This is a genomic window from Echinicola arenosa (assembly GCF_014841125.1).
Classification (GTDB): domain Bacteria; phylum Bacteroidota; class Bacteroidia; order Cytophagales; family Cyclobacteriaceae; genus Echinicola; species Echinicola arenosa.
This window is the reverse complement of sequence record NZ_JACYTQ010000001.1, coordinates 13,915-26,552: the sequence shown is the minus strand read 5'-3', so window position 1 is coordinate 26,552 and position 12,638 is coordinate 13,915. Positions and strand designations below refer to the sequence as shown.

The 12,638-nt window shown below is 39.6% G+C and carries 10 protein-coding genes; 8 read left to right on the top strand and 2 right to left on the bottom strand.

The features are described from left to right. The first annotated feature begins 145 nt into the window (after positions 1 to 145). The 6 genes from IFO69_RS00110 to IFO69_RS00085 all read left to right on the top strand — a co-directional run bounded on the left by IFO69_RS00110 (position 146) and on the right by IFO69_RS00085 (position 4,447). Positions 146 to 709: an RNA polymerase sigma factor gene (locus IFO69_RS00110; protein WP_192006925.1), complete on the top strand. Its 564-nt coding sequence runs from the start codon at positions 146 to 148 to the stop codon at positions 707 to 709. Next, the gene (locus IFO69_RS00105) at positions 678 to 1,925 is read left to right on the top strand and encodes a hypothetical protein (protein ID WP_192006924.1); all 1,248 of its coding nucleotides are present in this window, start codon (positions 678 to 680) and stop codon (positions 1,923 to 1,925) included. Before IFO69_RS00110 ends, IFO69_RS00105 begins: the two co-directional genes overlap by 32 nt. A gap of 126 nt (positions 1,926 to 2,051) precedes the next feature. Next, on the top strand, positions 2,052 to 2,558 hold the full coding sequence (locus tag IFO69_RS00100; RefSeq protein ID WP_192006923.1) for a CHRD domain-containing protein: 507 nt from the start codon (positions 2,052 to 2,054) through the stop codon (positions 2,556 to 2,558). Positions 2,559 to 2,628: 70 nt separating this feature from the next. Next, positions 2,629 to 2,991 (top strand): 2-polyprenyl-6-methoxyphenol hydroxylase, encoded by a 363-nt coding sequence (locus IFO69_RS00095; protein ID WP_192006922.1) that lies wholly within the window; start codon positions 2,629 to 2,631, stop codon positions 2,989 to 2,991. Between the two features lie 10 nt (positions 2,992 to 3,001). Further along, entirely contained in the window at positions 3,002 to 3,538 is a 537-nt protein-coding gene (locus IFO69_RS00090) for a YceI family protein (RefSeq protein WP_225443933.1), read from the top strand. 3 nt (positions 3,539 to 3,541) lie between these two features. Further along, positions 3,542 to 4,447 carry a DUF5777 family beta-barrel protein gene (locus IFO69_RS00085; RefSeq protein WP_225443932.1) on the top strand — a complete coding sequence of 302 codons (906 nt, stop codon included), beginning with the start codon at positions 3,542 to 3,544 and terminating at the stop codon, positions 4,445 to 4,447. Positions 4,448 to 4,625: 178 nt separating this feature from the next. On the opposite strand, the gene IFO69_RS00080 is transcribed toward IFO69_RS00085, so the two are convergent. Further along, positions 4,626 to 5,699, bottom strand: coding sequence for a LacI family DNA-binding transcriptional regulator (locus tag IFO69_RS00080; RefSeq protein WP_192006920.1), 1,074 nt, complete (start codon positions 5,697 to 5,699; stop codon positions 4,626 to 4,628). 584 nt (positions 5,700 to 6,283) lie between these two features. On the opposite strand from IFO69_RS00080, the gene IFO69_RS00075 reads away from it, so the two are divergent. Beyond that, the gene (locus tag IFO69_RS00075) at positions 6,284 to 9,697 is read left to right on the top strand and encodes a SusC/RagA family TonB-linked outer membrane protein (protein ID WP_225443931.1); all 3,414 of its coding nucleotides are present in this window, start codon (positions 6,284 to 6,286) and stop codon (positions 9,695 to 9,697) included. A gap of 34 nt (positions 9,698 to 9,731) precedes the next feature. Continuing rightward, positions 9,732 to 11,315 (top strand): SusD/RagB family nutrient-binding outer membrane lipoprotein, encoded by a 1,584-nt coding sequence (locus tag IFO69_RS00070; RefSeq protein ID WP_192006919.1) that lies wholly within the window; start codon positions 9,732 to 9,734, stop codon positions 11,313 to 11,315. 86 nt (positions 11,316 to 11,401) lie between these two features. Here IFO69_RS00070 and IFO69_RS00065 read toward each other — a convergent pair whose 3' ends face one another. Further along, positions 11,402 to 12,493: a serine hydrolase domain-containing protein gene (locus IFO69_RS00065; RefSeq protein WP_192006918.1), complete on the bottom strand. Its 1,092-nt coding sequence runs from the start codon at positions 12,491 to 12,493 to the stop codon at positions 11,402 to 11,404. Positions 12,494 to 12,638 lie beyond the last annotated feature (145 nt).

The following is a 12,638-nucleotide window of genomic DNA, read 5'->3' as shown; positions in this document are numbered from 1 at the left end:
CTGTTCAACTCTGAAAAGCAGTTAATGTCCTTTATAATTTTTGTAAATTAAATCAGAAGTCCAGGACTAATTGAGAAAAAAATCCAGAGGAACGCAACCCTTTTTAGAACATTCTTGTATTGGCTTTTGCAACCCTTTCAACAACGTGAACCATGAACCAACTAAAGCGCTGATTGAGGGGCTTTCTAGCAATGATAGAAAGTCTCAAGAACTGCTATACCGGCAGTTTTACAGCTATGGTATGAGCGTTTGTTTGCGGTATACTGCCAATAGGGATGAAGCAGTGGAGGTGCTTAATGATAGCTTTATGAAGGTTTTTTCCAAGATTAATCAGTTTAATCCTGATTTGTCTTTTAAGACCTGGTTTAGAAGGATATTGATCAATACAGCGATCAATCACTTTAAGCATGAGCTAAAACATGCCCAAACTGAAAGCTTGGATCAAGCGGAATACTTAAATGGTAAAGATCATGGCGTGATCAGTCAAATGAGCTATGAGGAAATGATTGAGGCGATCAGAGGATTGTCACCAATTTATAGGACGGTTTTTAATTTATATGCAATAGAAGGTTATACACACGAAGAAATAGCAGCGCAATTGGGGGTGACCGTTGGAGCTTCCAAGTCAAACCTATCCAGAGCTCGGGCAAATTTGAGGGAAATATTAAGAAGAAATCATGAAAAAGGACTGGCGAAATATGAGCGATAGCGAGCTGGATGATTTCTTCAAGGAGAAATCATCTCATCCTGAAATTCCCTTTTTGCCAGAGGATTGGGAAAAGATGAAGGAGAAATTAGCTAACTCCCCAATGGGGACGAAAGTGAATTGGTATAAGAAACCATGGGTTTGGCTTGTTGGGATTGTTCTATTATTTCTAGGAAGTATTGTGGTGTTTGACTGGAATGCAAAGGAAGCAGGTAAAGTAACAGAAAGTAATCCAGTGGTGCAGGAAAATGGTTCCGTAAAGAGTGGGAGCACTTTATCATTTGAAGAAAACAATGTTTATGAAAATAATGGTGAATCTATCCCTCAGCAACGAAATGAAAATAATTTGTTGGAAGAAACCAAGAGTAATACAAGTGATGAGTTTACAGAAAATTCATCCAAGTCTATAGCTGGCAAACAACAGAATAATTCTCCCCAAAACGAAAGGGAAGAACATTGGGGAGGCTCTACGGCTTTCAATAAAAATGACTTGGAAAGCCTGTCTGGAATAAAGATATGTAATAGAAACCTGCCACAGCTAGATGGGCCGTTGAAGGAAGTTGCCTTGGTTGAAATGAATCAGTTTGAAGCCCCTTTGGATGCCCAAAAGGAACACAGTAACGATAAATTGGTATATAGAAATGATCGAAGGTGGAGCGTTGCTGTAGTGCTTTCACCAGATATAAGTGCACTGAAGTTAAATGATGTTCATGGGGTTGGGACAAGTTTGGGTATTAATGTGGAATATTTCTTCCATCCTAGGTGGAGCATTAATATAGGAGGCTTGTATGCCTTCAAAACCTACGAAGGAAAAGAAGGTTACTTATCACCTGGATATGGAAGTTCTCCGACTGGAGTAAAAGGGGATTGCTATGTGTTGGATATTCCTTTAAATGTTCGCTTTTATGCTATCAGAGGAGATTTGGATAGTTGGTACATCAGTTCAGGATTATCTTCCTATTTGATGTTAAGGGAAAAATATGAGTTAGAATATGCAGGAAATGGTGGGTATCCATCTTACTCGGATTTGGATATCAAAAATCAAAACCAGCATTATTTTAAAATAGCCAATATCAGTATGGGATATGAAAGGGTGTTATCAGAAAAACTATCCCTACAGGTAGAACCCTATTTTAAAGTGCCTTTGACCGGAGTAGGTGAAGGTCAAGTAAATCTAAAGAGTGCCGGTGTATGGATAGGATTAAAATACAATTGGTAAGCAAAGCCGGCTAATCAATCTAAAAAAAATTAAGTGTACAAGGTAAACTTTCCAGCCAAAAAAAATGGCTTCTGAAGGTTTAGTGGAAAACTATTGTGTCAAATCTAACCAAGAAATGATGTATTAATGATGAAAAAGCAAGTAAAATACTTCGTTGCAATGATACTGATGGTCACTATGGTGATTGTGGTTTCCTGCGACGATAAAGATGATGAACCAAGTCCACAAGGTCAGAAAAAGGTTTATACACTTAACTCTGTGGCAGGATCAGGAGTGACAGGTACGGTGACTTTCACCAGACAAGATGATGGCACCACACAGATTTCCATCGTCTTGACAGGGACAGCTGCGGGAGATATGCACCCTTCCCATATTCATGCTAATTCAGCTGCTGAAGGCGGAGGGATAGTTATTGACCTAACTGATGTGGATGGTGCAAGCGGAATGAGTGAAACCATTGTAGATGAAATGAATGATGGTACTCCTATTACCTATCAGGAGTTAATCAATTTCGACGGCTATGTAAATGTCCATAAAAGTGCGTCGGAACTCTCTACACTGGTTGCCCAAGGTGATATTGGAAGTAATGCTGATGGGTCAGCTGATGACGATGGAGGGGGAACAGGTTATTAATAAAGTTGGAGGAGGTGAAATGCCTTCTCCTCCCTTTGGATAATGTTTTAAAACCAAACTAGATAAAACTATGAAAAACCTTTTTTGTATTGTCATCGGACTACTGTTGGTTACGGGGTTGGCTTGTAGCAGAGAAAATGAAGAAGATATTATCCCAACCCCCACCCCAGATAAATGTGCAGATAATACCGCTACCTTGTCAGGGGAAGTATCGACCATTATCCAAAACAATTGTGCGGTTTCTGGATGCCATGTTGCGGGTACTGGTAGGGTGAACTTTACCATAAAGCAAAATATTATCGATAATGCCACTCAAATCAGGACTTATACACAAAGTGGATTTATGCCACCTTCTGACTCAGGAAGGAGTTTGACAACATCCCAAAAGGATGATATTTTCTGTTGGGTATCAGCCGGTGCTCAAGATAACTAAGCAGAATGTTATGAAAGGTTTAATTATGACTTTGTTGCTCTGGACCATGACATTACCGACAGTAGGACAGTCCTATCGAACTGCTGTTTGTGAGCTCAGCTTTTTCTCTAACGCTCCATTGGAAGATATTAAGGCCAATAATAAGGAAGCGATTGGTGTATTCAATGCTGCAACAGGAGATATCGCTTTAGTGGTCCAAATCAGAGGATTTCAATTCGCCAAATCTTTGATGCAAGAGCATTTTAATGAGAATTTTATGGAATCCGAGGAATTTCCCAGGGCTACTTTTGAGGGAAAGGTTAAAAAGTTTGATATGGAAAAAAGTGGAAGCCAAAATGTTGATGTATCTGGTGATATGACCATCCATGGGGTAAAGAAACCGATGGATATTAGTGGTCGGTTTGAAGTAAGAAATGGGATCGTTTTTATGGATGCCGTCTTTCCGATTAGGCTGGAAGACCATGATATTGAAATTCCACAAATATTATTCAAGAAAATCGCAGAGGAGGTAGAGGTGACAGTGCATTTTGAACTTAAAAAAGACTAGCAAATGCAGCATTGTCTTAGAACAATTAAGATCATTATTTCCTTGGTTATGGCTTATTATGCAAACCCATTGAAGGCGCAAGATAGCTTACTGGATCAGTTGGAAAGTCAAGTTCAGCCCATGGATGAATGGGTGATGGGGACTTTCAAGGGAACGAGGCTGATTAATGGACATACCATTGAAACGCGGGGAGAAGGAAACCTGGACTTTATGATCTCTCATAGATTCGGTAGAATTAATTCAGGTGCCTATAACTTTTTTGGGTTAGACGAAGCGAATATTAGGTTGGGGCTGGAATATGCATTTACCGATCGGCTTACGGTTGGGGTTGGGAGGAACTCCTTTCAGAAAGTTTATGATGGGTTCGCAAAGTACCGTTTATTAAAGCAGCAGACAGGGGCAAAACAGGTACCTATTTCCATGACATTGTATTCCAGTATGGCAGTCAATACCTTTAAGCGACCGGAACTTCCCATGACATTTGAAAGAAGGCTTTCTTATGCGCACCAATTATTGTTGGCAAGGAAGTTCACAGAAGGGCTTTCCCTACAGCTTATGCCTAGCTATGTCCATCAAAATTTGGTGCCTACCAATATGGATAAAAACGATCTTTTTGCGGTAGGTTTAGGTGGTCGACTGAAACTTACCAACAGAACTTCACTGAATATGGAGTATTATTATAGGGTAGCTCCCAATGAGAATGATGGCTTTTACAATGTGGTGGCTCTCGGTTTTGACATTGAAACAGGAGGCCACGTTTTCCAATTGCATTTGACCAATGCCCAATCTATGACGGAAACGGGCTTTATTCCATCAACTACCGGGAATTTCTGGGATGGGGATATCCATTTTGGTTTTAATATTTCCAGGTCTTTCCAATTAAAGAAGAATGAAAAACAAGCATGGTAAAAACTGTTTTTTTGAGGGGAAATGTTGGTTATTGGTTAATCTGAGAGTAAAGCCATTTATTTAGCCAATTTCTGGTAGTGTCAGGCTTAGTAGGGTCGAGGTTTAGACATAGCCTTCGACCCAGTTAAGTGTGATATTTTTTCTTTTAGCCCTAAACTAAATGGCATTACACCTGGAATTAATGTATGGTTGATTTGATATAGGAATCTACATTTTCCCTTGTAATAACCTCTAGTGGAAAAAGCTCTTTTTCAGGTGCTTGTTTATTGAAGAGCAGGAGATTGGCAAGGTGATGGATTCCTCTAAATACCTGTCTGTTTGGGTTTTGGTTGATCAGGAAATTGATGTCTCCTGATTTTAGCAATTCTACGTTTTCTTCCAGGAGATCATAGCCTACGATGCACATGTCTGAAAGCTTGTTTTTTCTTAATATCTCCGCAGTCAGTTTGGCTCCAGAGGAGGTGGGGATAAATAAACCTTTGATTTTATCTTTTTTTATGGCCTCAATAAGTTTGGATTCAAAGGATTTCATGTCGTCTCCTTCAATGATAACAGACGAAACAGTGACGATGCCATTGTTGAGGGAACTGAAGTAATCTCTGAAGCCTCTTTCCTTTTCTTTAAAGTGAACGGAAAACTGTATACTCTCACTTACGTGGAGGATAGAAACTGTATTGTTGTTGCAGTCGGTGCCTAGATTAATCAATGAGGCCCCAAGTCTGCCACTTTGATAGAGGTCCTGCCCAATAAAAGCCAATGGAGAAACATCAGGAATCATGGTATTGAAATGCACATAGGGAATATTAAGCTCGTCAAGCTCCTTGAAAAACTCCAAAGCTTCATTGAGGAAAATAGGAGCACTTAAAACAGCATCAGGCTTGCTGTCCATTAACTTTTTGGATGCGCTTTTAAAAGAACCAAAATCATGGAGTTCAAAAAAGTGGGGCTCTAATACCATATGGTAGGGTCTCCATTCGACCTTTGACGCTTCAAGGCCCTGAAGGGACAAATTCCAATAAGGATCTTGCTTAGGGTTGGGAACGAGCAAAGCGATTTTGTATACTTTGCTTGAGCCAAGGGTCTTGGCCAATAGGTTTGGTGTATAGTCAATTTCCTTTAGGACTTTTTCCACTTTCTGCCTAGCAGCTTCGGAGACTTTGCCTCTTTTATGAATTACCCTATCCACCGTGCCAACGGATACGCCAGATAGCTTGGCAATGTCTTTTATCCTGATCATTTTATTTTTTTCCATAATAGGGTCTGTTAGGTCAATGGATTTTTGGTCTTTTTGAAAAAATAATAAATCACGAAAGTAATAGTTTTTTTGATCTGTACATAATCGGACTATTTTAAAACCACTTACAATAATTAACTGAATTAATGATTTGTTAATGTAAATGGATGGTACTATTTCAAATTATCAGCTATGCCTTCATTCTTTGTTATAATTCTAATCAAAACCAATTATTAGGTCTTTTGTACTACGTTATTATTCTGTTTGGTGGCTTTGTGTTTCCGCAAACAAATAGATTGTGCGCGGAAACAATTTCAAAATATTTTTTGATTAATACAATTTAATTTCTACTTTGGTGATGTATAAAAGATTAGTGTGTCATTCTTTATTTATTAAATAATTATTTCTTAACAGATGGGATGTGTAGTTTTTTATTAAGCAATTGTTAAGGAAGTGGAAATATTGAATGGTTTCAAGAATCTGGATTAAGCCCTCTGGGTTTGGTAAGAAGTGGCTACTAATAAATAGTGAACAAACTCACTTCTTTTAATGATTTGCTGACTTCTGAAATTGAAAAATTCTAACACCTATAAATCGCAAATATGAAAAAACAAATTACCCACAAAACTAATCCCTCTTCGCTTTTCAAAAAGAAAAGCAAACTTCTGCTAGCGCAAAGTATGCTGGTAGGCGTCGTGTTTTCTGGTTCTGCGTTTGCAGGAACTGTTGAAAATACTGCGACTTTTAATGAGATTGTCAGTATCAGGGAGGCTGACATTAAAGTAAGCGGAACCGTTCTTGATAGTAACGGTGATCCACTGCCTGGAGCTGCTGTTTCTGTTCAGGGACTTAGTAGAGGTACTGTGACTGACTTGGATGGTAAGTTTAGTATTGATGTTCCAGAAGGTTCCACTTTGGTGGTTTCTTTTTTGGGCTTCACTACTAAAACTGTAGAGGTTGGAAACCAAACAGAAATCCGGGTCGTGTTGGAAGAGGAAGCCTCTGCCCTTAATGAAGTGGTGGTAACTGCCTTTGGTATGGATAAGCAAGAAAAGGCACTAGGTTACGCAACCAGTACTATTAAATCTGATGAATTGGTGAAAGTAGCGACACCAAACTTGGCGACAGCATTATATGGTAAAGCTCCAGGGGTAAAAATTGCTACAGGTGCCGGTGGTGCGACTTCGGCCGTTAACATCCAAATACGTGGTGTAAACTCCATAACAGGTAAAAACCAGCCTTTGATCGTTTTGGATGGTGTGCCTATCCGAAATGAGGAAGTGACCAACAACAACTATTGGGGTGACCAGCGTCTAAGAGGTAACGGCCTTTTGGACATCAACCCAGCTGATGTTGATAATATTTCAATTTTGAAAGGAGCGTCTGCGGCAGCATTGTATGGTTCAGAGGCGGTAAATGGTGTGGTTTTGATCACTACCAAAAAAGGTAAGGCAGGAGAAAAAGGAATCAGAGTAGACTTTAACGCAAACTTTGCGGTCGATCAAATTGCGTACTTGCCAAGATACCAGAATGTAAGAGGGCCAGGTATGCCATCCCATATTCAGGATTTAGGTCAATCGGAAGATGGATTTAATTATACCGAAGATGGTGTAAGGACCGTTCCCAATACAACTACAAACTTCGGCCCTGCATTTGATGGACAGCCGATGTTGGCCTGGGATGGAATATCAAGACCTTACGTGGCTCAGGAAGATAACTATGCTGCATTGTTCAATGATCCTATTAGTTCTCAAGTAAACGTGGCCATTTCCAATGCTACCGACAAAGGAAGTTTCCGTTTGTCACTTACTCGTCAGGATAATGAGGCATTGAGTTTGAACTCTAAAAACAGCAAGAACATCCTTAACCTTAACTCATCTTACAAGGTTAGCAAGAAGGTTAAGACGGATTTGATGATCAACTATATCAATCAAAACACCAAGAACCGTCCTTATTCCATTGACCGAATGATTAATAACTTTACAGGTATGATGACCCGTTTTGATAATGGTGCATGGTATTTGGATAAATATCAGACAAGTAGAGGTTATCGGTTTGTAACTGGTAATAACCAAAGTTTGACTCCAGATGAGAACATATCGGGAAATGGGTTCTTATCAGATATAGCGGATTATGTTTGGAGAGTAAATAAGCATTACTTGGATGAGACCAGTAACCGTGTGATTGGTAGTTTAACGAATACAATAGATATCACGGAAGGATTGAATTTAAGAGCTCGGGTTTCCACTGACATTACCAGTAGATATTCAGAAGATTCTCGTTCAACAGAGAGACCATTGGCGTTTGGCCCTTCAGGGTCTTTTGGAATGACTTCCGAAATGTTCAGCATTCTCTATGGAGATGTCATGCTAAACTACCGTAAGCCAATTACCGATGAAGTGACGTTTAGTGCTATGGCAGGTTATACGGCTAGACAAGAAAGCTATAATAGTATAAGTAGAAGTACAAATGGAGGTTTAAGCTCTGAGAACCTTTTCGATATCGTAGCATCTACCAATATTCCTAACTCAGGTTCTAATCGTACCGATCGTGTTATTGATGCTTTTATGGGAACCGTTAATTTGGATTATAAGGGAGTGTGGTTTTTAGAAGGAACTTTGCGTAGAGATAGAATTTCTACCATGAACCCTAATAACAACACATTTTTCTATCCATCAGTTAACTCCAGTTTTGCGATATCTGATGCAGTCACTTTGCCAGATTTCATTACTTTCTCAAAATTGAGAGGTTCTTGGGGTATAGTAGGTAATTATCCTGATGTGTATTCTGCTAACATTGCATATACTCAAAACTCACTAGGAGAGCAACAGCCAAATGGTTCCAATGTACTTTATACCGTAATTCCTTCAAGCTTTGGAAATGATGGTATCAAACCTGAGCAAAAGCATGAATTTGAATTTGGTTTGGATACTAGATTTTTCAACAATCGTTTCGGCTTGGATGTATCCTATTATAATGCACAAATCAGAGATCAGATTTTGCCATTGACTTTGCCATCTTCTGCCGGTGCTACTTCGGTATTGACCAATATTGGTACACTTAGAAATACGGGGGTGGAACTTGCCTTGAACGGACAAATTGTAGAAAGTAGAGATTTTGGATGGAATGCAGTGATTAACATTGCCAAAAACGTCAATAAAGTAGAGAAATTGGCTAATAATGCGACAGAACTCCTACATGCTGATTATGATGGTAATGCCGCTCAGTTGAGATCAGTGGTGGGTCAGCCAATGGGAGATTTCTATGCTCGTCCAATTGCAACTGATGCAAATGGAGACAAAATTGTTCAACCAAATGGTCTTTACAAAATTGATGACCAAAACTGGATCAAAGTAGGAAATGCCATGCCGGATGCAGTGGGTGGTATCATCAATGACTTTAGGTACAAAAACTTTTCTTTATCGGCTGTGATGGACTTTCAAATTGGAGGTAGTGTAATGCCAACAGGGATCAACTGGATGATCTCGCGTGGTCTGACGGAAGAAAGTTTGAATTATATGGATGAAGCAAGCGGAGGATTGGCCTATTATCTGGATGGAGATGGAAATGGCGTTCAAGTAGACCATTCTACTGGACAAGGTCCAAATGGAGAGACTGTTTACCATGATGGTATGCTCATGGATGGCGTTATCGCTGACGGTTCTGCCAATAGCAATGTGGTTTCACAAGCTTATTACTACTGGAATACTTATAACTGGGGAGGGCCTCAATACAGTCAGTCTAGGTATGAGCTTTATATAAAAGATAACGACTATATCAAAATGCGGGAATTGTCCATCAGCTATGCAATTCCTAATCACATCTCATCCAAATTTGGGGCTTCTGATGTTAATATTTCAGTATTCGGAAGGAACTTGTTTTTCCTTTACAGAAACATCAAGGATCTAGATCCTGAAGTTTTGACCGGTGGATCCAGATGGACTCAAACATTGACCAGTGCGGGTACTAATCCTGCTACTAAAACTTATGGTGTAATATTAAGAGCCAGATTCTAAAAGCTAGTTTAAGAACAATTCATATAATTAAGACATGAATATCAATAGACTATTTATATATATACTTCTGGTTGGCAGCTTAGTTAGCTGTACAATTTCAGACTTTGAAGATAACTACACAGATCCTTCCAAACTTGCGGAAACTTCTGTTGGTAAGCAGTTTACTGGGATGATGTATTCCAATAGACTTTATGTGTTGCCCGGTTATAGGGATTACTTTGTAGTAAGAAGAATTACTTCTAACCGATATACTCAAGCGGTAGGCTGGGTCAATGTAGAAAACCAATATGTGCCAGGTTCTGCTGCTGTAAGTGAGCGTTGGGATGTGTTTTATAACTTTATGGCTCAGTATAGAGAGCTTCAAAAAGTTTACAATGAGCTATCTGCACAAGAGCAGGCAGATAACCGCCTATTTATGATTACAGCTGCGGTTTATTTCTATGACCGTACCCAACAAATTGTGGATTTGTATGGTGATATCCCGTGGAGTGAGGCAGGTATGCTAAGCCAAAATGGAGGAGATTATTCGAAGTCTTACCCTGCTTATGATACCGCTGAAGAGATCTATACTACTATGCTGGACGATTTGGCTGGTTTCGCTGATGAGTTGGGTACATTGGAAATCAATGCGGCTGTTGAAACTGATTTTAATACTCAAGATTTGATCAACAGAGGAAGTATCGATTTATGGATCAAGTATATCAACTCTTTGCGATTGAGAATGCTGACACGGGTAAGTGGAAGCAGTGAATTTGCTTCAAGGGCTACTGCTGAAATTGGAGAGATTCTCTCTAATCCGACTGATTATCCTGTTGTTACCAACAATGATGATAACATCTTATTCCATATCCATACCCTTGGGACTTTAATGAGTGCTACTGACTTCCAAAGTGGATTGGAAGATTGGGATGGTAACTTAGCAGGAAAACAGATTTTAGATCATATGGTGAATAATCAGGACCCAAGATTGACATATGTGTTTGAACCTGGATTGGAATCGAACGGGGAGTATCTTGGACTTGACCCATTAATGAATCCAACAGATCAAAATGCTTTGGTTCTTGAGCAAACTCTTTCTTTCTATAACAGGTCCACACTAAGTAGAAATCAGTATTTCCCAGGTGTGATTATGACTGCAGCAGAAGTACATCAGCTTGCAGCAGAATATTATCTAAACCAAGGCCAAAGTGCTATGGCTAAAGCCCATTATGAAGAGGGAATTAGGCAGTCTATTGGCTTTTACCAATACCTAAGAAGCATTAGTAATAATGCAGACGCTGATGCGCCTATTGTACCAACGGATGCTTCCATTAGCAATTATTTGGCTATGGATGAAGTTTCTTGGGACGCTGCATCTAGCCCAGAAGAGCAATTAACTTTAATTGCAGAACAGAAATGGCTCCATTTTAACGTCATTCAATCTAATGAAAGTTGGTATGAAATCAGAAGATTAGGTGTGTTGGATTTTGACTTTTGGGTTGATAACTCTAATCAGCAGAGTCTACCCCCAGCTCGTTGGATGTATCCAGGGTCTGAGCAAACTTATAATATGGAAAATTATTCTGTTGTACAGGGAGAAGATAAGCTGACGAACCAATTATTCTGGGATGTCAATTAATTCAATGATTTGATAAAATAGGTTTAAGGGACCTAGGGCCGCATGCTTCAGCTTTGCTGTTGGTGCGGCCTTTTTACTTTTTCTGTTTATTCTTCTAGACTTTCCATTAGTTCAAAACTGAGCTGATCTATATTGCCTTTATTGGGATGAAATGCTGAAAGGTTGGAAAGGATAATGACGGCATTTTGATTTTTGATATCGATCACCATGGAGGAACTATAGCCACCTGTGCCGCCATTATGCCAACACCATTTGTTTTTAGGCTCTCTATTGATAATTGCCCATCCTAGACCTATATCTACATTATTGACCACATGAACTGTCTTTTGGCGAGTCAGGGCCAAAGCAGTGTGGCTGCTGTCAAATTGGGCCAATGCAAACTTGGATAAGTCTTCCACATTGGATAAAATTCCACCCGCTCCACTTAACACCTCCATGTCCCAATTGGAGGTTTCCTGTCCCAGGGGGCCCTGTCCTTTGACTAATCCTTTATTTATCTCTTGTCTGTTGGCAGTACTACTGCTCATATGTAGGGGCGCGAAAATTCTTTGTTGCAGTAGTTCGGAATAAGCCTCTTCCTCGATTATTGCAATTGTATAGCCCAAGAGGCCTACTCCGAGATTGGAATATTGTGACTTCATTCCGCTAGTGTCCAGAAGGCTAAGTTCTTCCGTGAAATAAGCTTTTAGCTTATCTTCATCATATCCTTTATAAGGGTTTTGGGGATTAGCCATGGCGAGGTTGGAGGGGATTCTAGGCAGTCCTGAAGTGTGGTTAGCGAGTGACTTAAAAGTGATTTTGATGTCATCCTTCATGGGAAAGGGTAAAAAATCATTGATATTGTCATTAAGGTTAATCTTATTTTCTTCTACCAGGTAGGCCAAGAGGGTGGATGTAAATACTTTGGTGATTGAGCCGATTTCAAAGATACTTTCACTGTTATTGATGCTTACAATGCTGTCATTGAGCCTTTTGACTCCATAATAGTAGGTTTGGCCATTTTTAATAAAGGCAAATGCCAATTGGGTGTTGTTGGGGAAAGTGTTGACCTTGTTAAATATCAGGTCTGTTTTTGACTCGGGTAAAATATCTTTTGTTTGTGCATTGGTGGCAGTATCAATTTGAGAAAAGGCGCTGTTTGACCAAAAGCAAAGAAGGAGGATCAAAGCATATTTCATGGGCGTGTTTGATAAATGGTGTTTATTTAAAACTACCAATTATTTTTGTTTCTCCCCATCTGGTGATGCTATATTTGGGTTTTAAGGTATTGGATAGTTGCAAGTTAGCCTGTTGGGTAAGAGATGATCACCTTGTTTCCAGTGG

What these genes read in the sequence shown, in the direction of transcription:
- IFO69_RS00105 (WP_192006924.1), top strand. Translation starts at nt 678, where the DNA reads ATGAAAAAGGACTGGCGAAATATGAGCGATAGCGAGCTGGATGATTTC.
- IFO69_RS00100 (WP_192006923.1), top strand. Translation starts at nt 2,052, where the DNA reads ATGATGAAAAAGCAAGTAAAATACTTCGTTGCAATGATACTGATGGTC.
- IFO69_RS00095 (WP_192006922.1), top strand. Translation starts at nt 2,629, where the DNA reads ATGAAAAACCTTTTTTGTATTGTCATCGGACTACTGTTGGTTACGGGG.
- IFO69_RS00090 (WP_225443933.1), top strand. Translation starts at nt 3,002, where the DNA reads ATGAAAGGTTTAATTATGACTTTGTTGCTCTGGACCATGACATTACCG.
- IFO69_RS00085 (WP_225443932.1), top strand. Translation starts at nt 3,542, where the DNA reads ATGCAGCATTGTCTTAGAACAATTAAGATCATTATTTCCTTGGTTATG.
- IFO69_RS00080 (WP_192006920.1), bottom strand. Translation starts at nt 5,699, where the DNA reads ATGGAAAAAAATAAAATGATCAGGATAAAAGACATTGCCAAGCTATCT.
- IFO69_RS00075 (WP_225443931.1), top strand. Translation starts at nt 6,284, where the DNA reads ATGAAAAAACAAATTACCCACAAAACTAATCCCTCTTCGCTTTTCAAA.
- IFO69_RS00070 (WP_192006919.1), top strand. Translation starts at nt 9,732, where the DNA reads ATGAATATCAATAGACTATTTATATATATACTTCTGGTTGGCAGCTTA.
- IFO69_RS00065 (WP_192006918.1), bottom strand. Translation starts at nt 12,493, where the DNA reads ATGAAATATGCTTTGATCCTCCTTCTTTGCTTTTGGTCAAACAGCGCC.